This window comes from Bartonella occidentalis (genome assembly GCF_037070875.1).
GTDB lineage: Bacteria > Pseudomonadota > Alphaproteobacteria > Rhizobiales > Rhizobiaceae > Bartonella.
The window spans coordinates 140,681-165,497 of sequence record NZ_JAYMZJ010000003.1 but is presented as its reverse complement, the minus strand read 5'-3'; the positions used below and the strand labels follow the sequence as shown (position 1 = coordinate 165,497).

Annotated in this window: 18 protein-coding genes, 1 other RNA gene and 1 pseudogene; 9 read left to right on the top strand and 11 right to left on the bottom strand. The window is 37.5% G+C overall.

Annotated features, from left to right (window positions below):
- Window positions 1-19: 19 nt before the first annotated feature.
- The 7 genes from WCP78_RS05685 to WCP78_RS05655 all read right to left on the bottom strand — a co-directional run bounded on the left by WCP78_RS05685 (window position 20) and on the right by WCP78_RS05655 (window position 8,713).
- Entirely contained in the window at window positions 20-1,822 is a 1,803-nt protein-coding gene (locus WCP78_RS05685) for an acetolactate synthase 3 large subunit (RefSeq protein ID WP_336279538.1), read from the bottom strand.
- A gap of 243 nt (window positions 1,823-2,065) precedes the next feature.
- On the bottom strand, window positions 2,066-2,953 hold the full coding sequence (miaA, locus tag WCP78_RS05680; protein ID WP_336279537.1) for a tRNA (adenosine(37)-N6)-dimethylallyltransferase MiaA: 888 nt from the start codon (window positions 2,951-2,953) through the stop codon (window positions 2,066-2,068).
- Between the two features lie 609 nt (window positions 2,954-3,562).
- Window positions 3,563-5,083, bottom strand: a complete 1,521-nt coding sequence (locus tag WCP78_RS05675) for a Do family serine endopeptidase (protein WP_336279536.1) — start codon at window positions 5,081-5,083, stop codon at window positions 3,563-3,565.
- A 138-nt stretch (window positions 5,084-5,221) separates the two neighbouring features.
- Window positions 5,222-6,157: a protease modulator HflC gene (hflC, locus tag WCP78_RS05670; protein WP_336279535.1), complete on the bottom strand. Its 936-nt coding sequence runs from the start codon at window positions 6,155-6,157 to the stop codon at window positions 5,222-5,224.
- Window positions 6,158-6,159: 2 nt separating this feature from the next.
- Entirely contained in the window at window positions 6,160-7,302 is a 1,143-nt protein-coding gene (gene hflK / locus WCP78_RS05665) for an FtsH protease activity modulator HflK (RefSeq protein ID WP_336279574.1), read from the bottom strand.
- A 101-nt stretch (window positions 7,303-7,403) separates the two neighbouring features.
- The gene (locus tag WCP78_RS05660; protein ID WP_336279534.1) at window positions 7,404-7,922 is read right to left on the bottom strand and encodes a dihydrofolate reductase; all 519 of its coding nucleotides are present in this window, start codon (window positions 7,920-7,922) and stop codon (window positions 7,404-7,406) included.
- Entirely contained in the window at window positions 7,919-8,713 is a 795-nt protein-coding gene (locus tag WCP78_RS05655) for a thymidylate synthase (protein ID WP_336279533.1), read from the bottom strand. The genes WCP78_RS05660 and WCP78_RS05655 overlap by 4 nt, the downstream gene beginning before the upstream one ends.
- Before the next feature lie 174 nt (window positions 8,714-8,887).
- Between WCP78_RS05655 and WCP78_RS05650 the strand changes: the two are divergent.
- The 9 genes and pseudogenes from WCP78_RS05650 to WCP78_RS05610 all read left to right on the top strand — a co-directional run bounded on the left by WCP78_RS05650 (window position 8,888) and on the right by WCP78_RS05610 (window position 18,680).
- A pseudogene (locus WCP78_RS05650) lies at window positions 8,888-10,190 on the top strand (MFS transporter).
- Window positions 10,191-10,621: 431 nt separating this feature from the next.
- Window positions 10,622-10,977: a transfer-messenger RNA gene (gene ssrA, locus WCP78_RS05645) on the top strand.
- Between the two features lie 165 nt (window positions 10,978-11,142).
- A complete protein-coding gene (locus WCP78_RS05640; RefSeq protein WP_336279532.1) occupies window positions 11,143-11,691 on the top strand; it encodes an SspB family protein in 549 nt (182 codons plus the stop codon).
- Window positions 11,692-11,699: 8 nt separating this feature from the next.
- A complete protein-coding gene (locus tag WCP78_RS05635) occupies window positions 11,700-11,882 on the top strand; it encodes a DUF4169 family protein (RefSeq protein ID WP_336279531.1) in 183 nt (60 codons plus the stop codon).
- Window positions 11,883-11,894: 12 nt separating this feature from the next.
- A complete protein-coding gene (locus tag WCP78_RS05630; RefSeq protein ID WP_336279530.1) occupies window positions 11,895-12,146 on the top strand; it encodes a ribbon-helix-helix domain-containing protein in 252 nt (83 codons plus the stop codon).
- A 126-nt stretch (window positions 12,147-12,272) separates the two neighbouring features.
- Window positions 12,273-14,603 carry an ATP-dependent helicase gene (locus WCP78_RS05625; protein ID WP_336279529.1) on the top strand — a complete coding sequence of 777 codons (2,331 nt, stop codon included), beginning with the start codon at window positions 12,273-12,275 and terminating at the stop codon, window positions 14,601-14,603.
- A 751-nt stretch (window positions 14,604-15,354) separates the two neighbouring features.
- Window positions 15,355-15,936, top strand: coding sequence for an SCO family protein (locus WCP78_RS05620; protein WP_336279528.1), 582 nt, complete (start codon window positions 15,355-15,357; stop codon window positions 15,934-15,936).
- A 30-nt stretch (window positions 15,937-15,966) separates the two neighbouring features.
- Window positions 15,967-16,836, top strand: coding sequence for a 50S ribosomal protein L11 methyltransferase (locus tag WCP78_RS05615; protein ID WP_336279527.1), 870 nt, complete (start codon window positions 15,967-15,969; stop codon window positions 16,834-16,836).
- A gap of 17 nt (window positions 16,837-16,853) precedes the next feature.
- Complete coding sequence (locus WCP78_RS05610; RefSeq protein ID WP_336279526.1) at window positions 16,854-18,680, top strand: aminopeptidase P family protein; 1,827 nt, start codon at window positions 16,854-16,856, stop codon at window positions 18,678-18,680.
- A gap of 252 nt (window positions 18,681-18,932) precedes the next feature.
- On the opposite strand, the gene ligA is transcribed toward WCP78_RS05610, so the two are convergent.
- The 4 genes from ligA to lpxC all read right to left on the bottom strand — a co-directional run bounded on the left by ligA (window position 18,933) and on the right by lpxC (window position 24,810).
- A complete protein-coding gene (gene ligA / locus WCP78_RS05605) occupies window positions 18,933-21,092 on the bottom strand; it encodes an NAD-dependent DNA ligase LigA (protein WP_336279525.1) in 2,160 nt (719 codons plus the stop codon).
- Between the two features lie 102 nt (window positions 21,093-21,194).
- Window positions 21,195-22,862, bottom strand: coding sequence for a DNA repair protein RecN (gene recN, locus WCP78_RS05600; RefSeq protein ID WP_336279524.1), 1,668 nt, complete (start codon window positions 22,860-22,862; stop codon window positions 21,195-21,197).
- 6 nt (window positions 22,863-22,868) lie between these two features.
- Window positions 22,869-23,768 carry an outer membrane protein assembly factor BamD gene (locus WCP78_RS05595; protein WP_336279523.1) on the bottom strand — a complete coding sequence of 300 codons (900 nt, stop codon included), beginning with the start codon at window positions 23,766-23,768 and terminating at the stop codon, window positions 22,869-22,871.
- A 169-nt stretch (window positions 23,769-23,937) separates the two neighbouring features.
- Window positions 23,938-24,810: a UDP-3-O-acyl-N-acetylglucosamine deacetylase gene (gene lpxC, locus WCP78_RS05590; RefSeq protein ID WP_336279522.1), complete on the bottom strand. Its 873-nt coding sequence runs from the start codon at window positions 24,808-24,810 to the stop codon at window positions 23,938-23,940.
- Window positions 24,811-24,817 lie beyond the last annotated feature (7 nt).

Genomic DNA, 24,817 nt, shown 5'->3' with positions numbered 1-24,817 from the left:
GGAAATCAGACAAATTCCCTTATACAAGAATTTGTCCTTCAATGGGGATAACATCTGCAACTGTTTCATCATTAGCTTCATCAGGTAACAACATATCATTATGTGCACACCCAGACGGAATCATTGGCAAACAATTTTCTAAATTATTAACACGACAATCGAAAAGAACTGGCTTATCACAGTTAATCATTTGCTGAATTTTATCATCAAGTTCGTCTAATTTAGAACAACAGATACCTACCATTCCATAAGCTTCCGCTAATTTTACAAAATCAGGCATTGATTCCATATAAGAATGAGAAAGGCGATTGCCATGCAATAATTGCTGCCACTGACGAACCATACCCATGTACTGATTATTTAAAATAAAAACTTTTACAGGAGCATTGTACTGCACTGCTGTTGCAAGTTCTTGAATATTCATCTGAATTGAAGCATCACCGGAAATACATACAACAAGCGCATCAGGGTGCGCAATCTGTACACCAATAGCCGAAGGAAGACCATAGCCCATAGTTCCAAGACCACCAGAAGTCATCCAGTGATTTGGCTCATTCAAATGATAATATTGCGCCGCCCACATTTGATGCTGTCCAACATCAGTTGTGATATAAGTATCTACATCTTTTGTAAAAGCATAAAGCCTTTCAAGAGCATATTGTGGCATAATAACGTCTTTTTTTTCAGCATATGCTAATGAATTACGAGCTCTCCAAAGATTAATTTGCGACCACCACGCATGACGACTTTCGCTCTTAAATACTGATTGGTTCATATGAAAACGCTGCATCATGTCTCTTAAAACATGCGCGACATCCCCAATAATAGGAATTTCTGCTTTTACTATCTTATTGATGGAAGAAGGATCAATATCAATATGGATAATGCGTGCATGAGGTGCAAACGCATCAATACGCCCAGTCACACGATCATCAAACCGAGCACCAATAGCAAGCATAACATCACAATCATGCATAGCCATATTAGCTTCATAAGTTCCATGCATTCCAAGCATTCCAAGCCAATTTTTTTCAGAAGCTGGATAAGCACCAAGCCCTAATAATGTAGAAGTAATAGGAAAATCCCCTAATTTAACCAAATCACGTAAAAGCTGTACAGCTTCTAAACCTGATGAGATAACACCACCACCACAATAAATAACAGGGCGTTTTGCTTCTAGCAAAAGAGAAATGGCAGATTCGATAGCTTTTTCAGTATCCCCATTAAACTTGAAATAAGAACGTGTAAACGTCAGTGTTTTAGGTACTTTATAAACACCCGAAGTAAATTGAATATCTTTAGGTATATCCACCAAAACTGGCCCTGGACGTCCTGATTGGGCAATATAGAAAGCTTCATGAATGGTTGAGGAAAAATCATTTATATCTTTAACTAAGAAATTACGTTTAGTACAGGATTTTGTAATACCAACTGTATCAGCCTCTTGAAAAGCATTTGTTCCAATCACAGTTGTTGGCACTTGGCCAGAAAGACAAACAATAGGAATAGAATCCATTAATGCATCTTGCAGAGGTGTCACAGCATTAGTCGCGCCCGGACCAGAAGTCACAAGCATAACGCCCACCTTCCCTGTACTTCGTGCATATCCTTCAGCAGCATGGCCTGCCGCTTGTTCATGACGCACCAAAATATGCTGAAGTGAATCTTGTTGATAAATAGCATCAAAAATAGGAAGAACAGCTCCACCAGGATAACCAAAGATGTGTTTAACTCCTTGATCAATAAGAGCTTGAACTACCATTTCAGCTCCTGACATTATTGTCTCGTCCGCGCTTCCTTTTTTTCTTGAATGATCTACCATTTCTTTCACTCAACTACTTTATAGCACAATAAAAAAACTCCCGAAGGAGCTATTACATACGAAAGCATATATTGTATAATTATACTTTCCCCCATTTCCTACGTACAACAAATAAACCATAAGAAAAACATTCTTTATGGCGTAGGATTTTTAATTTCATCAATACAATTCGTCAATCAAAAATCACTTCTTTAAGAACTTTCCATTCAAAATACTTTTTTTTCTTGATATATTCTAAAATTTCTACAATTCTTCATATGAAGAAATATGCATCCATTTATCATCAAATTGGTTACGAAACCACGTCATTTGCCTTTTTGCATATCTCCTCGTTTGTATCTTTACTGCTTCAATAGCATCCTCATAACTTTTATACCCATCTAAATAAGCCACCAACTCATTCATACCAATAGCTTTCATAGCAGGTAATGAGGGAGAAAGCATGAGCTTTTTCATAGCAATAACCTCTTTTAAAACTCCTTTTTCAATCATATCGTCAAACCGCTCATTAATGCGCTGATAAAGCAGTTGACGTGGGGGAATAAGAAGAATTTTTTCTAAACAATTTTGTGCTATCAACGGCGTTGTTTTTGCCTTCTGCCACCAACTCAACTTTTTTCCGGTCGCTTCATAAACCTCCAAAGCGCGGATGATGCGATGACCATCTTTTGAAGAAATCTTTTCACAAAGAAGAGTGTCTACTTGCAATAATTGGCGATAAAGACTTTCCGCTCCCTCTTCATGAAGTCGAAGTCGCCATTTTTCCCGCACAATATCTGGAATATGAGGAATTTCTGCAATTCCCTCCAGAAGAGCACGAAAATAAAGCCCTGTTCCACCAACAAAAATCAGTGATTTAGATGTACATGTATTTAAAAGTTTCTCAACGTCACGTAACCACTGTCCTACTGAATAATGAAGAGCAGGGTTTACATAACCATAAAGATAGTGCGGGACAATTTCAGTATCCTCTTTAGCCGGTCGTGCTGTTAAAATATTCACAACATCATAAATCTGCATAGAATCAGCGTTGATAATAACAGCATTTTTTTCTTGTGCCATTTTGAATGCCAGCGCTGACTTACCACTTGCAGTAGGACCTGCTATCAATGTAATCGTTCTTTGCGTCATAAATAAAAGTATCTCATACTCACCAATCAGTAACTTATTGCAATGCTCATATGCCTCATATAATGAACATACAATCCAGCATTTTACCTATGGCACCACAAATATTAAATTTTTAAAATGAGAATATAAACGATGTTCTTTGTGTCTTTTTAGAAAATGAAAAGCGCTCCACATAGCCTTTTCTGGCCTCTAGGATAAAAAGACTAAGGAAATAAAAATTTTTCAAAGACGCCACCATAATCTTTTTTGAGATTATTATCGCACATAAATATCTTCCACAAAAATCACTACATCAGCCAGTACTAAAAGCAAAATATCATCCCTTCTCGTCGTAGCAAAAATAAGATTAGATCAATCAGATAATCCCGTTTTTATATAAAGGCGAAAAGATCTTTTAATTGTAAGATAACGCTATATTATCTTAAGCACAAAAATAGCTTTTTAATTTACGTAACTTCTGCATTATTCTCTTCTTCCCAAAGCATGTGAATTTTATAAAATCTTATTCTTATAAATCTTCCTTTAGTGAAAATAAAATAAATACAGCCCTATTCCTAACTGCTCATCCTATATAAGCGTTAATGCACTACTTCTAAAATTAAAGTGATATCAATCCATTTGGATTGTGACAAATCGCAATTCTCCATTCGGACGAGCAACAACAAATGAAGCATTTTTCCGTCCAGATTCACGTAATTTATGAAGCCGTTTTTTTGCTTCTTCAATTGTTGTAACTACACTCTGATTAATATCAACAATTACTTCACCAATACGAATACGTCTTTTATCTGCTACACTATTTTGTATAACAGATGTTACAACTAAGCCTCTAAGATTATCAGCAATTGAATAATGCTGACGCAAATCAGCCGTAAGCTCCGACAATGTCATCCCCATAAACTGCATCGTTGTGCTTTTTGATACAGAATCGCTTTTTCCATCATCGGATTCCTCCTTAGTGTTTTCGTTCACATCTGTCTCAACCAAACGGCCAAGCTTAACTTTTACTGTTTTTTCTCCCCCATTACGAAAAACTGTGACGTCTACAACCTTTCCTGCCTGGCTCTCTGCTACTAAACGCGGTAAATCACGCGCTCTCTTAATCTTATTATTCCCAAAACTAAGAACAATATCACCAACCTGCAACTGGCTATTATCTACCTCTGCATGTTCCATTTTGCCGGCAATTAATGCTCCTGTAGCACTTTCTAGTTTCAAACTTTTTGCGATATCCTCTGTCACAGGTTGAATACGAATAGCCAACCAGCCACGTCTTATTTCTCCAAAATCACGCAACTGATTAATAACAGAAAGTGCCATATCAGATGGTATAGCAAAACCAATACCAATTGACCCTCCAGAAGGGGAAATGATTGCTGTATTCACCCCAATCACCTGACCATTTCTATCAAATAATGGACCTCCAGAATTCCCCCGATTAATTGCTGCATCTGTTTGAATAAAATTATCATAAGGACCAGCATTAAGATCACGATTACGGGCAGAAATAATACCAACAGTTACACTTCCACCAAAACCATAAGGGTTACCTATAGCCATAACCCAGTCACCAATACGCACCTTCTCTGAATCACCAAAACGCACAGCTGTTAATTTTTTTCTTTTTGCTTCCACCTGTAGAAGTGCCAAATCAGTTTTGCTATCTTTCCCCAGTAATTTTGCTTTTAGCTTTGTACCATCAGTGAAATTAACTTCAATATCATCAGCCTCAACTATAACATGATAATTGGTAACAATAAGCCCTCTTTCTGCATCAATAACAAAACCAGATCCTAAAGAGCGTACCTTTTGAAGTTGGCTGCCTTTTTGACCATCTTTAGGTGAAAAAAAATCACTAAAATACTCTTGAAGTAATGAATCTTTTGGAATAACGGGCACAGAAGTATTCTCATCCTGTTCAGTCCCTTCAACTGTCTGTACCGTCGAAATATTCACAACTGTCTTCAAAAGTTCAGCTGCCAAATCAGGAACAGAGAGCTGCGATTTTGGGGAAGAAACAACATCAGACCAACCCACTGACCCTGATAAAAACAAAACCGTACAAACAATAATTTTTGTGGCAAAGTGCTTTAAAAACATATTTTTACCCACAATATACTTCCAACCCATACAGCAAAAATATTACTAAATTCATTTGTGCAAAATCACTATAGTTTCTGCAAGACTACACAATCTTAATTATATAAAGAAAGAAACTACAGATCAAATCTTTCATGAAAAACTCAACAACCATAATTTACCGTCTCGTTATTCTCCTCCAGACTTGGAACCAGCACTATCGAGACCCATCTTCATTGATGGTGAGAATATCCTATTTTCTTGCGGCGGATTACGAAAATAGAAAAAGAAAGCTTCATCTGGCGAAACCACCATTGGAGTACGTTCCAAGCTCTTATACTGTTCCATTGCTAACCAAAAATCGTAAAAAGACGGATTAATTTCTCGCGCATTCAATAAAAGACGGATACTTTCAGCCTGTCCTTCACCACGGGTAATTTCAGCATCACGCTTTGCAGCTGCTACAATTTCTTCATATTCACGATTAGCTTCTGCCACAATACGATCCCGCTCCTGCTGACCACGAGCACGAATATGTTCTGCCGCAGCCTCGCGTTCTGCAGCCATTTGTCGATATACATCCTCTGAAACAGCATCTGTCAAATCGGTTTTACGAATGCGCACATCAACAATGGTAATACCCAATGACCCTGCATCGACAGAAAATTGCCGCTGTACTTCAGCCATCATCGCACCTCGTTCATCTGATAAAGCTGCTTTGAACTCCCTTTTCCCATAAACGGCACGCAAAGCATCAATAAAACGTGGTGCAAGATTTTCACGAGCAGCGATTTGTGGCCGTCCCGATGCAATGCGTTGTAAAAACAACTTAGAGTCTGCAATACGGTAAATAAAGAACGCATCCACTTCATAATAAGCACCACCACGAACCTGCACAGATTGTGTAGGCACATCATAACGTAACAACCTATTATCAAGAACAACCATCTTATCCAAAAAAGGGATCTTAAAGTAAATACCAGGATCAGGTTCTACCTTAACGATTTGTCCAAAACGCTTGATGACCACCTGCTGACGAGGATAGACAATAAAAATGGACATCCATAAAGCGATTAAAACAAGTACTATCGCGCCAAACACATACAAAAAACGAGATTGTTGCATAATTAACGTCCTCCAGAAATGCTAAAACCAGATAGCGAAGGATGTGCTGACTTTATCTTCGCGCCCTCTGATGAATTGCCATTCAACAATTCACTCAAGGGTAAATATGGCACCACTGAAGAATGTACTTGATCAAAAACTAATTTATTTTGTGAAGAAAGAACACGACCCATCATCTCCATATAAAGACGATAGCGAACAGCTTCTGGTGAAATTGCAGCCTCATGAGCAATAGTGCGGAATCGCTCAGCACGTCCTCTTGCCTCTTCAACCATGCGCGCTTTTTCACCTTTTGCAACTTCCCGTGTGCGTGAAGCTTCACCATTGGCTAAACCAATTTTAGTGAAACGCACGCGATTCCCCTCTTCAATCATTCGCCCACGCTCCTGCTCCGCCTGCTGAACAGAATTAAATGCAGCAGCAACCTTAGTAGGAGGAGCAGCTTCACTTATAGACACACGATTTATCTCAACACCAAGCTGATATTTATCTACAGTTAATTGAATAATCTTTTTGACATCATCAGCAACTTCTTCTTTTTTGTCACGCAAAACATCATCAACTGGCCGAGACCCAATAACTTCACGCATTGCACTCTCAGCAACTTGACGGACAGTGCCTTCTTGATCATTCACATTAAATAAAAATTGACGAGGATTTGAAATCCTATAATAAACAGAAAAATTAACATTAACAATATTTTGATCACTCGAAAGCATCAAGCCTTCACTTTGTTGCGCCTGACCAGGCTGACCACCAATCGTAATTGTTTTTTCCGTTAAAGGCACTTTCATATAGGTTTCAATTGGCCAAAAATGAAAATGCAAGCCATCACCGATAATCGCCTCTTTAGGAACACCAAAACGTAATTCCACTGCCTGTTCATTTTGCTGAACAATATAAGCTGATTGGTATAAAACAAAAAATACAGCAAGAATGAGCAGGAGAATCAAAATCCCACCTTCACCAAATTGTTTAAGCTGATCCTGGCCTTTACGTAAAATATTATCAAGATTGGGATTATTATCACCACCACTATTACCACCAGAACCAAAGAGATTCTTAGCTGGTGTTTTTTTATCACCACCAAGCTTATTTTTATCGCCACTCCATGGCCCACTGCCATTCTGATTTGTCCAGGGCATCATTACCTCTTTAACTTAGCACATAAACGAAACACCAACTACTCACTTAATCTTATAGAGTGCCTTTTATTTGATTACAATACGACTCATAGGCTATTTAATTACAAATAATCTCTTCGCTCATAAATTATAAAACGTGTAGCATGACTGTCTTTATCTCCCTGTGGAACATACTGTGTTTGCGTTATAGCCCACTTTTTCTTATCAAAAACAGGAAAAAAACTATCACCTTCAATGAAATCCAAAACTTCTGTTAAGAATATTTTATCAGCAATACTCAATCCTTGTTTAAAAATTTCACCACCACCAATAATAAAAGTTGCATCTGCACCATTTTGAGAAGCAACCCTTTTTGCAATAGAATAGGCTTGAGATAAAGAATGAGCAATAATTACACCTTCAGCCGCAAATGCACGATTTCTGGAAATTACAATATTTACACGTTCAGGTAAAGGACGCCCAATAGAATCAAAAGTTTTTCGCCCCATAATGATGGGTCTACCCCAAGTCAAACTCTTAAATCTCTTCAAATCTGTCGATAAGTGCCAAGGCATCGCTCCCTCGCGACCAATAACACCATTTTTTGCAACAGCTGCAATTAAATAAACTGGAAAAGTCATATCGCTACTGGCGCCTTGATATTAGGATGAGCATTATAATTCAACAATTCAAAATCCTCAAATTTAAAAGAAAAAAGACATTTTACCGCTGGATTTATAAGCATCACCGGTAAATCATTTGGTGTACGAGATAATTGGTATCTAGCCTGTTCAAAATGATTTAAATAAAGGTGAGCATCACCCAAAGTGTGAATAAAATCACCTGCTTTAAGTCCACTGATTTGCGCAACCATCATCGTTAACAATGCATATGAAGCAATATTGAACGGAACTCCTAAAAAAATATCTGCTGAACGCTGATAGAGCTGGCAAGATAATTTACCATCAGCAACATAAAATTGAAAAAGACAATGACAAGGTGGTAACGCCATTTCCTCTATAAATGCGGGATTCCACGCAGATACAACTAAACGACGAGACTCTGGTGTTTCCTTAATCATTGTCAAAAGATTCGCAATTTGATCAATATAATACCCATGAGGAGCTGGCCAAGAACGCCACTGATAGCCATATATAGGGCCAAGATCACCCTTTTCGTCCGCCCATTCATCCCAGATTGATACACCATGTTTCTGCAACCATGCAACATTGGTATCACCTCTAAGAAACCACAAAAGTTCATAAATAATCGAGCGCAAATGCAATCTCTTTGTTGTCAACAAAGGAAATCCATCTTGTAAATTAAACCGCATCTGATACCCAAAAACCGACCTCGTTCCCACACCAGTTCGATCTTTACGATCAATGCCTTGATTTAGCACATAAGATAAGAGATTGAGGTAAGTTTCCATATCAAAAAAAGTTTCCATATCAAAAAAAGTTTACATAATAAATATCAGAAGAGGTTATGCTAATTATAAAAACTGTAAAACCCGTAAAAATATAAATAGATTACATAGAAAATTTTGACGCAAAAATAAAATACTGTAACATCCCTAAGGTAATTATTTCTGTGAGGGATAAAAATTACGGCCAATAAAGAAACTCTAACACCATATGGATACAAGAAAATGCACTTTCTCTATCATAGAGAGTGCATCAGGAAATTTGGTGGAATGGTACGACTTTTATGTTTATTCCTTCGCATCTATTTATTTTTCATCACAATTTTTTCCATCAGATGGAGATCATGTTACCCAACTTTTAAAATCTTCTTTTGTCTTTTTTATTGGGTTCCCTATACGTTCGGTCGGCGATTGGGTTGATTGCTGATCGTTGTGGATGAAAACTATCAATGCTCATTTCTGTTTTCATGATGTACGGTGGCTCATTCTTAATTGCCATTCTTCCTACTTATGAGACCATTGGTGCAGCCGCAGGAGTTTTGCTAATTTTAATCCGTATGGTGCAAGGCCTTTCAGTTGGTGGTGAATATGGAACAACAGCAACTTATATGAGTGAAATTGCTCTTAAAAACCGTCGTGTTTTTTTAGCCCCTTTCAATATGCGACAATCATTGGTAGACAGCTTCTTGCGAGCTTGGTTATGTTCCTTCTAGCATCTATCTCACAGAAGATCAATTATAAGCATGGGATTAGCGTATTCCTTTTGCAATTGGAAGGATAGCAGCGATTATTTCAATTTATTCTACGCCGCTCTCTTCACGAAACAACCACCAAAGAAAGTCGTGCTGAACAAAAAACTAAAACTCTTGAAAACTTCTAAGCAATCACATAAAAACTTTTTTGCTGGTTATAGGCTTCACAGCTGGAGGATCACTTACATTTTACACATACACCACTTATATGCAGAAATATCTTATCACAACAACTGGATTTGATAAATATACTGCCACAACAATCATGACTGTCGCACTTTTTATTTTCATGCTACTTCAACCTGTATGTGGTATTTTAGCCGATAAAATTGGGGTAAAAAATGCAGCTTTTATTTGGAGTGTATTAGCTACTATTTTGACCATCCCCTAGAATGAAATTTTTTGGGAGCACTGACAGCACATAGGTAGCTCTATTCACTATTATTGAACTACTCTGTAGTATGAGTTTTTATACATCCATTTCTGGTATCATAAAATCAGCAATGTTTCCTTCTTCAGTACGAACACTAGGAATTAAAATATCTCATGCTATTGGCAATGCATTGCTTGGTGGTTCTGCTGAATACGTTGCTCTTGAGTTAAAAAATATTGGATATGAATCCATCTTTTATTTTTACACAACAGGTATCATGATCATGGCATTCATTGCACTTCTCTTTATACCAGATGTTAAAAAAGAAGGATATCTTCAAGGAGATAGTATTCATTAATTTTATATAAAATTTAAAAAAGCTCAATAAATTTGGAATTACTTAAATTTGCCAAGTACGTTTAATTTTTTGATAACAAGCAAATAAAAGATCACACGGCTCTTTTTCTAACTTTTAAAATATCATATCTACAATTTTCAAAATATTATTTAGTTAGCGCTTTTTTCATCAAAATTTAATACATCTGAATCCATTTTTAAACGCACTTTAATTTTTTAAAGCATGATGAATTATTAACTGTAAATCCTACTTTGTATCACTAACTAAATGATATTCCAGACGTTTTATTGCTGCTTCATAAAACTCTCATCATATATTTCATAATCTGCCAAATCTTTATTATTTTCATATCTCCTCTTCAAAATTAAAAGAAATTTTTAAATTTATTATATAGCTTAATCAGAAACTGGATGATCAAAAATTAACATTCCCCCCTTTTCTAAAGCCTATTCTTCATCTATATTTAAAGAGCTGGTTTCCAGCTATGGTAATAAACGAACAATGAAATAAACTCATTGGACCCGGGGGCGGTACCCGGCGCCTCCACCAAAATATAACAGACAAAAATTATATTTTGGTGGGGGCGAAATAGGATCGACAAGAGCGTAAAGATTGCTTTTTTACTCGGCATAGTACCACCGTTATCGGACTAAATTAGTAGTTGCAAATGACAACTATGCGGAAGCACGTCTCGCCGCTTAATGCAGCGCGAATGTTTCAAACTAAGCCTTAAATCGTCGCAGATTTAAGCGGGGTTCGGAGGCACCTGGCAACAGAAGCCTTCACTTTTAAAGTATTATTAATTGATCTTTCAGATATTATTTGTCATAAATTTTATGTTTTTATCGATATTAGGTGCGTCATAACAAAATATTGCTAGCTTTAAAAACATTTCATTGTACGATTATCACTCATGTTCAGAGATTTTGTTAAATAAAAGGAATAAACTTCAATGGTTCAAGATCAAATCCGTTACGATGTTCTCGTTCAGGATGCCCTGCGTGGAGTGATACGTAAAGTGTTATTGGAAGTTGCCAAAGCAGGTCTTCCAGGAAAACATCATTTTTTTATTACTTTTTTAACAAATGCACCAGGAGTAAAAATTTCTACTCGACTCAAAAACCGCTATCCCGAACAGATGACGATTGTGCTACAACATCAATTTAGAAATTTGAGCGTATTGGAAACAGCTTTCGAAGTAACGCTCTCTTTCCAAGAAATTAGTGAAAAATTGGTAATCCCATTTACTTCTATCCAAGTTTTTTATGATCCTGTTGCAGCATTTGAAGCAGCATTTGATTTACCTTCCAATCTCTCTTCTGGAGAAGATGAAAACTCAGAAAGTTCTGCGTGTACCCCTATCATTCCATCAAACAAACCGAAAAAAGAAAATGTATTAACAAAAGAATACAATTCTAAAACAGATAAAGAACCATCGAACAGTGATACCAAACAAAGCGCTGATGTTGTTTCTTTAGATTCTTTTCGGAAAAATAAATAAATTTACCCATGGCTGAACTGATTAACCTTCGTCACTTTCGAAAACAAAAAAAGCGCGTGAAACAAGCTGTTCATGCAGAAGAAAATCGCTATCGTTTTGGAAGAACAAAAGCTGAAAAACTCTTTGAGAAAAGAGAAGCCATAAAAATAAAAAAGTTTCTTGATCAAAATAATTTAGATGGCGATGAATAAGAGTAGACGAAAATGCATACAAATAACTTGATCGATTGGTCTAAAGTAATTCCGAAAAAAATATCTGTTCGAATTGATGGGCACCCAACAAGCATATCTTTGGAACAACCATTTATAGAAATCCTTAAAGATATAGCGCGCAAAAAAGGGCAATCTTTAGCTTTTATTATCACTGATATAGACAGCCAAAGACCACCGCAGTTGACTCTTTCGGCTTCATTACGCATTTATGCACTCCACAGCATTCTTAATCAACGTCTTTAATATCACGCTTTTATCTTTTCTTTTTTAATTTTTATCTTCTTACTCAACTTAAGGCCGTATGGCTTTCATAAGATTTTTTTTTTTAGATCTAGCGTTCAAATTAAAAAAGTACTAAAAAAGGATGCAATGAATAATTTTTCCGATCACATACCATTTTTTGAAGATGAAACTCCTTCCCATAAGAATACCTCTGAGCTAACCACTAATACCACAATAACAAAAACACTGTGTGATGCAGACTATTTAGAAAAGCTCAATCCTGCACAACGACAAGCCGTCATGCATACAGAAGGACCTCTTTTGGTTCTGGCTGGGGCAGGAACGGGAAAAACACGTGTCCTAACCACGCGCATTGCTCATATTTTGCGTTCTGGGCTTGCATCACCTAAACAAATATTAGCAGTAACTTTCACGAACAAAGCAGCTCGCGAAATGAAAATGCGTATTGGTGAACTTATTGGTGAAACGGTCGAAGGTATGCCTTGGCTTGGAACATTTCATTCGACTGGAGCAAAAATTTTACGCCGTCACGCAGAACTTATTGGTTTAAAAAGCAATTTTACAATTCTTGATAGCGATGATGTTATTCGTCTTTTAAAACAACTTATTCAAGCTGAAGGATTAGATGATAAGCGTTGGCCAGCTCGTAATTTCGCCACAATGATTGATTCTTGGAAAAATCAAGGACTTTCACCAGAGCATCTTTCAGAAAGTCATGCCCATTCTTTTGGAAATGGTATGGGACGCCAACTTTATCGCAGCTACCAAAATCGATTAAAAAACCTTAATGCTTGTGATTTCGGCGATCTTTTGCTTCATTCCATCTCGATTTTCCAACATCATACGGATATTCTTCGCGACTATCACTCCAAATTCCGTTATATCCTTGTGGATGAATATCAAGATACAAATACAGCCCAATATCTTTGGCTTCGCCTTTTAGCGCAACAGCCTAAAGGACAGAATGTCAACCTTTGTTATGTCGGCGATGATGATCAGTCCATCTATGGATGGCGTGGTGCTAAAGTTGACAATATATTGCGCTTTGAAAAAGATTTCCCTTCTGCAAAAATTATTCGTTTGGAACACAATTATCGTTCAACATCACATATTCTTAAAACAGCTTCTCATCTAATTTCTCATAATCAAGGAAGGTTTGGAAAAGTACTTTTCTCTGATCAAATTAATAATGATGGTGATGAAGAAAAAGTAAAAATTCATGCAGCATGGGATTCAGGAGAAGAAGCACGTGCAATCGGAGAAGAAATTGAACGAGCGCAACGGGCTGGCCATTCATTAAATCATATGGCTATATTGGTGCGAGCATCACTCCAAATGCGGGAATTTGAAGATCGTTTTGTCACACTTGGTCTTAATTACCGCGTTATTGGTGGCCCACGCTTTTATGAACGAATGGAAATCCGTGATGCTATGGCTTATTTGCGGGTTGTTGTCCAACCTGCAGATGATTTAGCTTTTGAACGTATTATCAATACACCTAAACGAGGCTTAGGAGACGCAACTCTACGCACCCTTTATGAAAGTGCCCGTACACGTGCTATTCCCCTCTTTACTGCCGCTACGGAAATAATTGAAACAGATGAATTAAAACCCAAAGCCCGCAGTTCTTTACGAAGCATTATTGAAAATTTTCACCGCTGGCAAAATATGCTGCGATACACGCCTCATAAAGAGCTTGCCGAAACCATTCTTGATGAATCAGGTTATACCGCTATGTGGTTAGAAGATCGTTCACCAGAAGCATCAACACGATTAGAAAATCTCAAAGAAATGATCCGCTCTATAGAGCAGTTTGAGAGCCTGCATAGCTTTTTAGAACATGTTGCACTGGTTATGGATTCTGAAAATAATGAAGATATGGATGCAATCAACATTATGACTCTTCATTCAGCCAAAGGACTTGAATTTGAGACAGTTTTTCTCCCTGGGTGGGAAGAAGGACTCTTTCCTCATCAGCGATCATTAGATGAAGGCGGGCGCTCAGGATTAGAAGAAGAACGGCGATTAGCTTATGTAGGGCTAACAAGAGCAAAAAAACATTTGCATATATGGTTTGTCTCTAATCGAAGGATTCATGGACTTTGGCAATCTTCAATTCCCTCTCGTTTTCTTGATGAATTACCAGAAGAACATATAGAAGTAGTTGAAATGGAAACATCTTATGGCGGGTATGGAAAGTCGCGCTTTAAACAGTCAAACCCCTTTAGTACCGATTATTCAACACCAGGATGGAAGCGTGCACAAAAAAATATTGAAGAAAAAATTACCACCGAATCAATATCTAATGCACCATCAAACTTTTTAATTAATGATAGAGTTTTTCACATAAAATTTGGTTATGGTCGCATTTTAGCAACAGATGGCCATAAGTTAACTATCGCGTTTGAAAAAGCTGGAGAAAAGCGCGTACTCGACAATTTTGTAAGTAAAGCTTAGCATATATGTATTATGTATAATGAATTCATCTCTTCATTTTATTTTCAATGTTGCCTCTATTTTTTAAAAATAGCAATCAGCAAATACAAACCTACACGTTCAAATAACAGGTGCAAATTTCATCAAATGACTAATCCCCCCTTGAGTTATATTTAAAAATATCTGAATTATAAAATTTGCAATTGCTTTGTAAAAATATTAGCGACCATCATATAATAAAGTGTAATCTTTTATGAAAACAGCATTAACATTAATGGCAGCCTCATATTCAACTATCTCCTTCAACATAAATAATAACTGTTTTATACGACGACTTTCGCATAGAATGAAAATATTTGTTAAAATGGTATATTATTACGGATTAAAATCCACTCTGGTGGAATATTTTATGCCCTCATCATATAGACATGATGCAATAAAAACAAACGCACAACCACCTGCTTTTAATAGTTTAACTGTTCTATTCAAAATAAAAAATCTCAACAGTTATACCGTGCAAAACTGTCATCTCATTTATTTTTACATAGCATTCCAATTTATAGCCATAAAATCATGCTGTTGTAATTAATATAATGGTTTATTCTCAAAAAATAGAAAATCCGAAGAGGAATTTATTTACCTTCTACCAATTGTTTTTCCATAAATAATATGAGAAAGTGTATCAAACAAACGGACAAAATCAATTATTAAAGAATTGCAAAACTAACCCGCCAACGCCGTAATTTTTTGACATTTATAAGAGGGTCAGACTATGAAAAGTGTAATACGCATTTTAGGAATAACAGTTGTATTTCTTGCTGGAGTTTTTATTTACGATGCGTATAAAAATAAACCTTTGGGTGATGATTTTATACTGATTGATTCTAATGGAAAAACTGTCACCGAAGCTGATATTCGAGAAAAACCCTCTATTGTTTTCTTTGGCTTTACGATGTGTCCTGAGGTTTGCCCAACTACATTGGCCAACCTTGATCGATGGCTTACAGAACTTGGCTCAAAGGCTGATAAATTGGGAGTATGGTTTGTTACTATTGATCCTGAGCGCGATACACCAGAAGTACTTCATGATTATCTTAGCAACTTTAATAATAAAATTGTTGGTATCAGTGGAAATCCTGAAAAAGTTCATAAAATGGTAGAATCTTTCAACATCGTTGCCGAAAAAGTATCAGGAATAGATGGAAATTACACTTATAACCACACAGCAGCAGTTTTTTTACTAAAAAAAGGTGGAAAACTAGCTGGCACTATCCCCTATAACACTAAAGAGGGTGATAGTGAATTAAGAGACGAAATTGCTATTGAACGGCTCAAAAAGTTGGCTTCAAAATAAATTTCAAAGCCACTTAAAAGAAAGAATATAATGTCTCAGCAAATTCGTTTGTATTGTACTGCTTGTAAAAGCGAAGCAGAGCAGTTTTATGCTCTCATGGAAACAGCATTTGACGAAGAAGGATATCCTCTTGCTCTTGTGGAAATAGATGAAAAGAATGCCATGTATGAGCTTTCGCTTTACGTAGACAGATCAAATAAAAAAAATGCTTTACAGCGCTTTGCCCATATTCTGTCAGTAGATCCAGATAAAATTAATATAGAATTTTTACCCAATATTGATTGGGTAAAAAAAAGTTTAGAAGAATTAAAACCTGTACATGCAGGCCCTTTTTTTCTTTATGGCAGCCATCACCGAAACGACATTCCACCTAATGTTTTACCTATTGAAATTGAAGCTAATCAAGCCTTTGGGACAGGTCATCACGGAACAACAGCTGGTTGTTTAGAAATGATTGCTAAAGTGATGAAAAATGAAAATCCACAAAATGCTCTTGATCTTGGTACCGGTAGCGGTGTACTCGCTATTGGCATCGCAATGCTCAAACCTATTACTGTACTTGCATCTGATATTGATCCAGTTGCTATTCAAGTTGCACAACACAATATCCAACTCAATGGCGTAAAAAAATACATCACAGCTGTGACAGCTTCAGGCCTTAGCCATGATCAAATTACATCACGTGCACCCTTTGATCTCATTGTTGCTAATATTCTTGCGAATCCTCTCGTTGAACTTGCGCCAGAAATAGTACAAGTACTCCAAAAAAGTGGATCACTTATATTATCTGGAATTATTGAAGAACAACGCAATCATGTTTTGGAAACTTATGTCAAACAGGGGCTAGAACATGTTGAAACATACAATCATAATGGATGGGTCACTATACATCTAAAATAAAATAAAAGGAACACTTTATGTATCAATCTTTTGAGGCAAAGACAAATCCATCTTATGCAGCAGAACGCGTCTTTTCTCTTCGTAAAGAACTCGATCGCCTTGGATTAGATGGTTTTCTTGTTCCACGTGCAGATGAGCATCAAGGAGAATATGTTCCCCCACATGCGCAACGTCTTAGCTGGTTAACTGGTTTTACTGGATCAGCCGGTATCGCACTCATTTTAAAAAATAAAGCCATCATATTTACAGATGGACGCTATAAACTCCAAGTTCGTCAACAAACCGACCCTAATATTTTTAATTATGAAGATTTAATAACGCATCCCCCATCAAAATGGCTTGAACAAAATACACAAAAACTCTCCATCGGCTTTGATCCATGGCTCCACACAATTAATGACATAAATCTCTTGAAACAAGTTTTAGAATTTACAACAGACGGAAAACTTATTGCAGTTCAATCCAATCCTATTGACCTCATCTGGCATACGCAACCGCCATTACCACAGTCGGCTTTATCTCTTCATCCTCTCAAATATGCAGGATGCGAGACGGATAAAAAGTTAGCGTTAATTTGTAAAAACATACAACAAGCCAATGCAGATGCTTTTATTTTTACAGATCCCTCCTCTATTGCGTGGATATTCAATATACGTGGCAATGATGTTTCCAATACGCCTCTTCCTCTTTGCTTCGCTCTTATTCCAACAAAAGAAACACCATCCTTATTTATAGATAACAAAAAACTCGGTATAGAACAAAAACAATATCTGGAAAATTACGCAAAACTGTATCAACCAGAACAAATGATTTCAAAAATCAAAGATTATGTTCAAAAAGGAATGACTTTTGCTCTAGATCCACGGTTAACGTGTGAAAAATTACGCACTGTAATTGAAGAAGAAGGCAGATCTTTCGTTTCGCTGACTGATCCAGCAGCTCTTCCACGTGCCATTAAAAATACTGCAGAACTAAACGGTGCACGCAATGCACATCTACGCGATGGTGTAGCATTAACCCGCTTTTTTTCTTGGCTAGATAAACAAACACCAGGCACAGTGAATGAAATTTCTTCTGCTCAAAAATTAGAAGAATTCCGCATCACAACAGCAAAAGAAATGGGAGAAAAACTTGAAGACCTGTCCTTTGATACAATATCAGGAGCAGGTGCAAATGGTGCAATTATTCATTATCGCGTAACAACCGAAACAAGTAAACAATTAAATGCTGGTGAACTTTATCTTGTTGATTCAGGTGGACAGTATCGTGATGGCACGACAGATGTTACACGCACAGTGGCAATTGGAAATATTGGAAAAGAGGAAAAACGGTGTTTTACTCTTGTCCTTAAAGGTATGATTTCTCTTACAACTGCACGATTCCCAAAAGGTACACGCGGGCAAGATATTGATGTCCTAGCACGCATTGCATTATGGAAGGCTGGTTTTGATTATGCCCATGGCACTGGTCATGGAGTAGGATCTTATCTCTCTGTTCACGAAGGACCACAAAACATTTCGTGTCGCGGAAAACAAGAATTAATTCCTGGAATGATTGTCTCTAATGAACCTGGGTATTATCGTGAAAATGCTTTTGGTATTCGTATTGAAAATTTGATGGTTGTGAAACCTGCACAAAAAATTGATGATGGTGATATAGAGATGTTATCGTTCGAAACACTGACAAATTGCCCCATTGATAGGAAGTTAATCCTACCAGAGCTTCTAACACAAGAAGAAAAACAATGGCTCAATGACTACCACGCTCATGTTTATCAAGTCAACGCGCCTTACTTAAATGAAGAAGAAAAAAAATGGGCACGAGAAGTAACGATGCCCATCTAAATAAATCAACACGCTTCATTTTTTGCAAAATACAATTCTTCTCTTTTTAAGAGAAAGATGGATGTTTGCTACCCAAAAATACAAAAAACATTGCTTATAGAAATAAGCGCCATATACAATATTAGAAAACAGAGCTCTCTACAAAAATGATAAAGGTTATAAAAATAGCTTATTAACAAGGTTGCATTACATAATAACACATAGACAAAGATTTACTACTCGCCCTATTTATCCTTCTTGAAAAAGAAAGCTTTAGATATAATGTTCCTCGATTAACTTAAACCAAGTTTCTTCATCCATAATCTCTATACCTAGCTCTTGAGCCTTGTCCAATTTCGATCCTGCTCCAAGCCCAGCGACAAGAATATCGGTTTTTTTAGAAATAGAACTGGATGTCTTAGCACCTAATCGTTCCGCCAGTGCTTTGGCCTCATCACGTGACATACGCTCTAGAGTTCCTGTAAAAACAATTATCTTTCCCGACACTGGCGAGTAAGATGTCATCAGAGCTTCCTCATTAAGAGGTACTACTTCTCTAAGCAAAGCAGATAAAATCTCACGATTATGCATTTCTTGATAAAAATTAACAATTGCCTTACCTACATGCAACCCAATCCCTTCAATACCGGTAAGTTCTTTCCACGCCTCATTACCCCCTTCACCCGTCTCATCGCATGGGATAGTGGCTGCCATCGCTACAGTCTCAAAAGCCGTATAATTTTGGTAAGCACGCGCAAGACGTCGTGCATTAACTTCTCCAACATGACGAATTCCTAATGCAAATAAAAAACGGCTTAAAGAAACTTTTCGGCGAGCATTAATAGCATCATACAGCTTACGAACTGAAACATCACCAAAACCTTCCATATTCTCTAAACGTGTCAGAGACTTTTCTTGGCGTTGTTGTAAAGTGAAGATATCCACTGGTGTATGAATACAAAGCGCCTTATCTTTAACATTAAAGAAAAACTCCACCTGCTTTTTGCCAAGCCCTTCAATATCAAAAGCATTGCGCGAAACAAAATGGCGAATACGCTCTATCGCCTGTGCTGGACAAATAAGCCCACCTGTGCACCGGCGTACAGCTTCTCCTTCTTCACGAACAGCATGACTCCCACAAGCTGGACATAGATGAGGGAAAACAAATGCAGAGGAATTTTGAGGGCGCTTTTCAGAAATAATATCTACAATTTGAGGAATTACATCACCAGCACGTTGCACAATCACCCTATCTCCAACCCGAATATCGCGCCCTTCACGAATTAATTCACCTTTATGACCAATCCCTCTAATATAGTCTTCATTATGTAAACTTGCATTTGTAATCACTACACCACCAATAGTGATAGGAGCCAAACGTGCAACAGGCGTTAATGCTCCAGTTCGACCGACTTGAATATCAATACTTTCCAAAACTGTTATAGCTTTTTCTGCTGGAAATTTATGCGCAATCGCCCAACGTGGCGAACGAGATACAAATCCTAAACGCATTTGCAGTATCAAATTATTAACCTTATAGACAACCCCATCAATATCATAGTTTAAAGAATGACGGCATTCTTCAATATCATGATAATACGCAATAATTTCTTCTAATGTCTCAAAAACTTTTGTTAATGGATTGATAATAAAACCATATTCCTCTAATTTTTTTATCATATCCATTTGATTTTCTGCAAACATTTCGCTTACTTCACCATAAGCATAAGCAAAAAATCGAAGCTTTCTGCTAGCAGTTATCCGTGAATCAAGTTGACGTAAAGAACCAGCTGCCGCATTTCTAGGATTCGCAAAAACTAGCCTCCCCCTCTCCTGTTGGCTTACATTTAGTGCTTGGAAATCTTCCTTACCCATATAAACTTCACCACGAACCTCGATAATATCAGGAAATTTACCTTGTAAAGCTTGTGGAATATCAGAAATTGTTCGCGCATTCGCAGTTACATTTTCACCGACATATCCATCACCCCGCGTTGCTGCACGCACAAGCCTTCCCTTTTCATAACGTAAAGATAAAGATAAACCATCAATTTTTGGTTCAGCTGTTATTTCTAATATCTGTGTTTCTTGCAATCGCAAGAAACGGCGTATACGCTCAATAAATTCACTGACATCTTTAGAATTAAACGCATTATCAAGTGAAAGCATCGCCTGTTTATGAACAGCTTTTTCAAATTTTTCAGAAACCGGTGCTCCAATTTTACGTGAAGGAGAATCAGAACGAATGAGTTCAGGAAATAAAGCTTCAATTTCTGCATTACGGCGACGCAAAGCATCATATTCGGCATCAGAAATTTCAGGATGGTCATTAGTATTATAAAGTACATCATGACGTGCGATCTCTTTCGCCAACCACTCTAATTCATCTTTTGCTGCAAGAGCAGTTAAATTTTTAATTACGTCCTTATTCATAAAATCTATTCCACATCATAGGTTATATCCATAAGAATTCCTAACTCTTTATTGTGAATAGAATCCAAATAAACGCGTGCTTACCTGTGTTATTATCGCTTATTATGTCTGTGCGAGAAGCTTTTGAGCAGCCGCACGCGCTTCTTCAGTGATCCGTTCCCCAGCCAACATACGTGCAATTTCTTCTGCACGCTCATGCTCTTCCATTTTATGGATAGCCGTAAGAAAACGTCCTTCATCACCACACGCAGCCTTTGAAATAAGAAAATGACTATGCGCCTTGGATGCAACCTGCGGCGCATGCGTAATAGCAAAAACTTGAACAGTTTTTGATAAACGCTGCAACCGTTGTCCAATAGCAGCTGCAACAGCTCCACCAACTCCCGTATCAATTTCATCAAAAATTAGCGTGGGAGCTGAGCCACGATCAGATAAGACAACTTTTAATGCCAATAAAAAACGAGAGAGCTCACCACCAGAAGCGACACTGAGCATTGATCCAGCTCGTGTTCCAGGATTTGTCCGAACCCAATATTCAACACGATCTATACCCTCTGCACTACGTCTCTCAGCATCACTTTGCATTTCTACGATAAATTCTGCTTTTTCTAATTTCAATGCAGGTAACTCAACCATAACACTTTTAGATAAGCGATTTGCTGCTTCTCGACGTTTTATTGACAACGCTTGTGCCAATGTATCATAGTTTTTTTGTGCTTCTCTTGCCTCATCCTCAAAGCGCGTTAATGTGATCTGAGCCTCTTCAAAATCAGCAAGTTCAGCATCCATTTTGTCACGCAACTTGGTTAATTCATCTGCAGAAACATGGTATTTACGAGCAATTCCCCGAAGAGCAAAAAGACGCTCTTCTATTTGCTCCAATTCATCAGTATCAAAATCCAATGCTTGCATAGCAGCTTCAATACCTTCTTGTGCTGTTGCAAGCGCATGCAATGCATCATCAATAGATTTCACCACAGGTGCAATAAGTTCTTGCGCCTCAGAGATTTTGCGTTCTAAACGTCTCACCAAATTGGAAAGAACAGGGATCGGTGATTTCGAACCACCTAAAAGATCATCGGCCTCTTTAATATCCGTTGCTATTTTTTCTAATTTAAGCATATCTGCACGACGAAGAGACAAAGCCTCTTCTTCACCAATTTGAAAATTAAGCTTATCAAGCTCCTCCACACACGCACGTAAATAATCAACCTCACGCACAGCATCTGCAACTTTGATACGCTGTTTCTGCAAACGATCTTCAAATTCACGCCACCTCAAATAAGATTGACGCAAATTTTCTGTTTCACCTTCAAGCCCACCAAAAGCATCTAATAACTGACGATGCACAGCAACATCCACAAGCGCACGATCATCATGCTGCCCATGAATTTCAACCAGCAGACGACCAACACTCCGCATCAATGCAACACTAGCCACCTGATCATTAATAAAGACACGACTGCGACCATCGCTTGATTGTACACGCCGTAAAATAATATCGCCTTCATCATCAAGACCATTTTCACAGATAACTTGACGTGCAGGATGTGAAACAGGCACATCAAAAACAGCTGTCACCTGCCCTTGGGTCGTGCCATGACGTACAAGTGAAGCATCCCCACGTCCACCAAGAGCAAGAGACAAAGCATCAAGTAAAATAGATTTTCCCGCGCCAGTTTCTCCAGTTAAAACCGATAAACCCGCCGTAAAATGAATATCGAGCGTTTCGATCAAAACAATATTATGAATCGAAAGCTGTACCAGCATATAGAATCAACGTGCCCTATTTTTATCACCACTCAAAGCCTGTGAAATCCAAGAAGATTTATGCTCCTGTGGCAATACACTCTTCTTCCGCAGTAAAGTATAAGAAAATTTATACCATTCGCTTTTGGGATAATTACGCCCTAAAATAGCAGCTGCCGTCTGAGCCTCAGTAACTAAGCCAAGAGCAAGGTTAACCTCCGTTAAACGGAAGAGTGCTTCTGCAATTTGGTTTGTATCTGAATATTCTTCAACAACTTTACGGAACCTTTTACTTGCAGCCAGATAGCGCCGACCTTCTTCATAGTAACGACCAATCTGCATTTCCTGACCAGCTAACTGCTCACGACCAAAACGTATTTTGGCTTTAGCATCCTCGACGTACTTAGAGTTCGGGTAGCGCTCCACAAGAAGCTGCATAGCAGCAATAGCGCGCTTAGTTTCTCGTTGATCACGTGTAACATCAAGGATTTGATTGAAAGAAGAAAGACCAATAATGTAATAAGCGTAAGCTAAATCGTCTGATCCAGGATAAAGAGTAATATAACGTTGAGCCATACTAATTGCATCATCATACTTGGCAAGTCGATAATTTGTAAAAGCTCCCATTACCAGAGATTTACGACCCCATTTAGTGTAAGCGTACTGTGTCTCAACCGCAAGAAACTTTTTCGCTGCCTCCTCAAGTCGCCCGCTATTAAGATTAGCAAGTGCCTGATTATACAAAGTATCTGGTGGATCAATTGTCAAAACATAAGCAGATGAAGGAAGGGTATTTTTATCTTTGAATAAACAACCTGCTAACAAAAAGGTGCTCCCCAAAAGAACCCCATGCAACACTTTGCGTACAATATCAAAATTAAATTTCCCATATGCCATATTGTCAATAGGTATGTGAGATTTTGTCATAATTTTTTTGGCCTCCAGAAAATATCACCTTCTAGCAAGAATTACTTGTAAAAAAAAACCTTATACCACATCGCTCTTTAACCCACTAACCAATTTATAGGGTTAGGTCAATCATCCCCTTAAAAATCAAACGGATTACTGTAAAATCTTCTTAATTTTTCCACTATCTCTATAAATGACTCTTTTCATAACATGATTTATCTGCCAAAAAATCTTTAACCAATTGCAAATTAACCTTATGCCCACTACAATATGAACGAAATAATCCAATAAAAGGAGCTCCAAGCAAAGCGGTATCACCAATTGCATCAAGCATTTTATGCCTAACATATTCATTATCCCAATAGGAACCATCTGGATTAATAACTTCATCATTAAGACCGATAATGAGAGCATTGTCTAAAGAAGCGCCTAACCCTTTTCCAGAAGCTCTTAATTTTTCAACATCTTTGATAAAACCAAAAGTACGTGCGCGTGACAAATCATCTCTAAATCCCTGTGCAGTAAGGTTAAAACCTAATTGCTGTTTACCGATAGCAGAAGAAGGAAAAGAAATTGTTACATCAAAATGACGCCCATTAAATGGCAAAAACTCCGCAATGCTATTTCCAACTTCAATTCGCAACGGTTTTTTTATAACAAAATAAAAGCGCAACGCATCTTGCTGTACAATACCAACTTCTTCAAAACCTTGGCAATACTGCCATGAAGAACCATCCAAAATAGGGATCTCATTACTCGACACTTCAATAACAAGATTATCTAAATCATAGGCCGCGATCGCAGCCATCAAATGCTCAATTGTTTCAATTCTAGCATCTCCATATCCAAGCGCCGTTGATAATTCAGTTGCTCCTACCTGTGATGCATGTGCTGGAAATATTTGTTCTGCTCCATCCATTCCACGGCGCTTAAAAATGATACCACACCCAACGTCTGCCGGACAAATTTTTACGACAGACAAACACCCACTATGAATACCATAACCCCTAAATGTTATTGCCTTTTTAAGAGTGGATTGATATTTTTTCATTAACTTCATAATCTCA

Coding starts and splice junctions, on each gene's coding strand:
- WCP78_RS05685 (WP_336279538.1), bottom strand. CDS start 1,822: ATGGTAGATCATTCAAGAAAAAAAGGAAGCGCGGACGAGACAATAATG.
- miaA (WP_336279537.1), bottom strand. CDS start 2,953: ATGACGCAAAGAACGATTACATTGATAGCAGGTCCTACTGCAAGTGGT.
- WCP78_RS05675 (WP_336279536.1), bottom strand. CDS start 5,083: ATGGGTTGGAAGTATATTGTGGGTAAAAATATGTTTTTAAAGCACTTT.
- hflC (WP_336279535.1), bottom strand. CDS start 6,157: ATGCAACAATCTCGTTTTTTGTATGTGTTTGGCGCGATAGTACTTGTT.
- hflK (WP_336279574.1), bottom strand. CDS start 7,302: ATGCCCTGGACAAATCAGAATGGCAGTGGGCCATGGAGTGGCGATAAA.
- WCP78_RS05660 (WP_336279534.1), bottom strand. CDS start 7,922: ATGACTTTTCCAGTTTATTTAATTGCAGCTGTTGCAAAAAATGGTGTT.
- WCP78_RS05655 (WP_336279533.1), bottom strand. CDS start 8,713: ATGGAAACTTACCTCAATCTCTTATCTTATGTGCTAAATCAAGGCATT.
- WCP78_RS05640 (WP_336279532.1), top strand. CDS start 11,143: ATGGTTCAAGATCAAATCCGTTACGATGTTCTCGTTCAGGATGCCCTG.
- WCP78_RS05635 (WP_336279531.1), top strand. CDS start 11,700: ATGGCTGAACTGATTAACCTTCGTCACTTTCGAAAACAAAAAAAGCGC.
- WCP78_RS05630 (WP_336279530.1), top strand. CDS start 11,895: ATGCATACAAATAACTTGATCGATTGGTCTAAAGTAATTCCGAAAAAA.
- WCP78_RS05625 (WP_336279529.1), top strand. CDS start 12,273: ATGAATAATTTTTCCGATCACATACCATTTTTTGAAGATGAAACTCCT.
- WCP78_RS05620 (WP_336279528.1), top strand. CDS start 15,355: ATGAAAAGTGTAATACGCATTTTAGGAATAACAGTTGTATTTCTTGCT.
- WCP78_RS05615 (WP_336279527.1), top strand. CDS start 15,967: ATGTCTCAGCAAATTCGTTTGTATTGTACTGCTTGTAAAAGCGAAGCA.
- WCP78_RS05610 (WP_336279526.1), top strand. CDS start 16,854: ATGTATCAATCTTTTGAGGCAAAGACAAATCCATCTTATGCAGCAGAA.
- ligA (WP_336279525.1), bottom strand. CDS start 21,092: ATGAATAAGGACGTAATTAAAAATTTAACTGCTCTTGCAGCAAAAGAT.
- recN (WP_336279524.1), bottom strand. CDS start 22,862: ATGCTGGTACAGCTTTCGATTCATAATATTGTTTTGATCGAAACGCTC.
- WCP78_RS05595 (WP_336279523.1), bottom strand. CDS start 23,768: ATGACAAAATCTCACATACCTATTGACAATATGGCATATGGGAAATTT.
- lpxC (WP_336279522.1), bottom strand. CDS start 24,810: ATGAAGTTAATGAAAAAATATCAATCCACTCTTAAAAAGGCAATAACA.